2 protein-coding genes and 1 pseudogene are annotated in these 2,649 nt (G+C 60.1%); all 3 read left to right on the top strand.

The genetic code is table 11. The features are described 5' to 3' along the window. A pseudogene (locus AC6FTP_RS26810) lies at positions 1–299 on the top strand (hypothetical protein); the annotation flags it as partial. Between the two features lie 305 nt (positions 300–604). Then, on the top strand, positions 605–1,504 hold the full coding sequence (locus AC6FTP_RS26815; RefSeq protein ID WP_497209960.1) for an ATP-dependent DNA ligase: 900 nt from the start codon (positions 605–607) through the stop codon (positions 1,502–1,504). 105 nt (positions 1,505–1,609) lie between these two features. Further along, positions 1,610–2,572, top strand: a complete 963-nt coding sequence (locus tag AC6FTP_RS26820) for an amidoligase family protein (RefSeq protein WP_497209961.1) — start codon at positions 1,610–1,612, stop codon at positions 2,570–2,572. The last annotated feature ends 77 nt before the right edge of the window (positions 2,573–2,649 follow it).

Below are 2,649 nucleotides of genomic sequence, written 5' to 3' on the forward strand. Positions count from 1 at the left end.
CCAAGGGCCGCATCTTCATCAGCAAGGCGGTCATTCTGCTGTGCTTATCGAAGAAAAGCCGTGATCCCGATCACCTGCAAAATTACGTCTATGATCAAAGCGCAGGACTTGATCCTGACACGCTCGCCCAAGAACTGCGCAGCAGCGGTGAGTATGTAGCCATCCCTGAGTATGCGTATGATTGCCACACACGCGAGGGCAAGAAGCGCGGAAAGACGAAGGCAGACTTCTTCAAAGCGGAGCAGGCGGCGTTGGAGCCATTGCAGCCAGGGTTGTTTGATCACTTGATTGAAGGCTGACCTGATGGTCGCAACAACACGCGTTGATGGTCGCAACAAGTGCATGTCGGGGGTCGGCATACTCTCATACCTTGCGGAGCCTCTGATCCTGTAAAACGCATCCCACGCGCCTTCACAAGGTCATGCTGGTGTGGGGTGTTGTTGGTTGGAACTGAGAGCCGCTCAAATGGTGCCAATCATGGATGGACAACGGTGTTCTGCGTCTCTGCCACATGGTGATCAAATCGGTGCGACACACAAGGCCATGGTGACGAGGCCGGAGGGAACCCAGCCCAGCGCTGGTCAACAAGCCACCCTCCATGACCATGAACACCACCGCCTCATCGCCCATCACCAAGCCCATGCTCGCCGACAAGTGCGAGCGTCTCCATGCCCTCAGCTTCCCGCTGCTGGCCACGCCCAAGCTTGACGGCATCCGCTGCCTCAAGCTCAATGGTCGCGCCCTGACGCGCAGCTTCAAGCCCGTGTCCAATCGCTTCATTCGCGAGTGGATCGAAGCCAACCTGCCTGATGGGTTGGATGGCGAGTTGATCGTGAAAGGCACCACCTTCAACGAAACCGCCGGGCATGTGGGCCGCGAGAGTGGTGAGCCTGACTTCACCTTCGCTGTCTTCGACTATGTGAGCGATGGCATCGACGTTCCTTATGCCTGCCGGATGAAGGAACTGGCGCGGCTGCCCGATTACGAGCGCGTCGATAAGGTGCTGCCTGAGCAGATCCATTCACTCGATGATTTGATGGCCTATGAGGGGCGCTGCGTGAGCGAGGGCTACGAAGGCGTCATGATCCGCACGCCGGGCTCGCCCTACAAATGCGGCCGGTCCACGGAGCGCGAGGGTTACCTGCTCAAGATCAAGCGCTTCGAGGACGCGGAGGCCGTGGTGCTCGATACTTACGAGGGCATGAGCAATCACAACGCGGTTGAGAAGGACGCGTTTGGCCGCACCAAACGCAGCATGGCGCAGTCCGGCATGGTTGGGCGCGGCGAACTCGGCGGATTCATCGTTAAACACGTGGAGACGGGCATCGAGTTTCGGCTGGGCTACAACCACGTCGTCGGTGGGGTGGACCGCGTCACCCTGTGGCAGCAGCGTGAAGCCTTGTTAGGCCGAATGTTGAAGTTCAAGCACCAGCCCAGCGGCGCGAAGGAAGCGCCCAGGTTCCCGAAGTTCATCGGGTTCCGCGAGCTGTGGGACCTCTCATAGGAGGTCTTTAAAATGGTGATCAAAACGGTGCGACACACGCGGCCACGGTGACGAGGCCAAGGGGAAGTCCGCATGGACTTCAATCATCCGCATCCATTCCTCCACATGAAACCCGCCGATACTAAAGCCGCCCTCATCCAGTGGGGCATTGAACTGGAAACCCGCCTCCCGCAGACCAGCAACGTGGCAGTGGGCAATTACCACGCCGGGTATCCAGTCACCACTGGCATCACGCTGGCTGGTGCTCGCAGCAATGCTCCTGCCTTCAACGCTGACAATTGGAAAGCTGAACGCGATGGCTCCATCCGCTGCGACGCCGGGCAGATGCCCTGTGAATTCGTTTCCCCAATCCTCCATGGTGAGCGCGGCGTGGAGCACCTGATCGGATTCGTCGAATGGCTCAATGCCCTCGGTGCCACGGTTGATCGCTCCTGCGGCTGCCACATCACCGTGGGCATTGAAAGTGTGATCGGCACTTCCGACACGAAAGCGGTGAGCGAGTTCATCCGCAAGCTTGCCCACATCGCCCGCTGGCACGCGCGCAGCCTCTACGGCCAGACGGGCACGGACCGCCACCTGAACCACTACAGCCATCCGCTCTATGAGCAGACCGCCGAGCACATGCTCAAAATTGTCACCTGCGAGCAGGAGCGGGTCAAAGCCGAGTGCGCCGAGCAGTGCGGGCGCGGCATGGTGAATTTTCGAAAGGCGTTCAAGCGTGACCGCAACGGACGCTTCGTCGGAGTGGTGGAGTTCCGCGTCTTTGCCGGCACGGTGAACATCGAAAAAATCCTCCACCACCTTGCCAGCGTGCTTGGGCTGTGTCGCCGCGCCTGCGATGTCCAATGCCTCGGCGGGTTCGGAAAGAACAAGATCCAAGCCAAGCGCACCGCCACCGCCTCCGATGGGCTGCGCTTCCTCTGGGACTATCTCGGGTGGACCGGCAGTGCGCGGCCCGTCGCCCTCGGCCTCTTCGGCAAGCTGCACTCGGAGTTCCGCCACTACCGCAAGAGCGCGCAGCGGCTCTGCCAGCAGTTCGATAGCCGCTACCCCGACGCGAACCTCTAACCCTTTGCCCGAGCTATACGCAGTCTGCGGATAGCCGGGCCAAACCCAAGAACAACGAACCTGAACCCAACTGAACC

This window comes from Prosthecobacter sp. (genome assembly GCF_044378005.1).
GTDB lineage: Bacteria > Verrucomicrobiota > Verrucomicrobiia > Verrucomicrobiales > Verrucomicrobiaceae > Prosthecobacter.

Bases quoted from the DNA above. Each gene is read 5' to 3' on its own strand.
- AC6FTP_RS26815 (WP_497209960.1), top strand. From the start codon at position 605: ATGAACACCACCGCCTCATCGCCCATCACCAAGCCCATGCTCGCCGAC.
- AC6FTP_RS26820 (WP_497209961.1), top strand. From the start codon at position 1,610: ATGAAACCCGCCGATACTAAAGCCGCCCTCATCCAGTGGGGCATTGAA.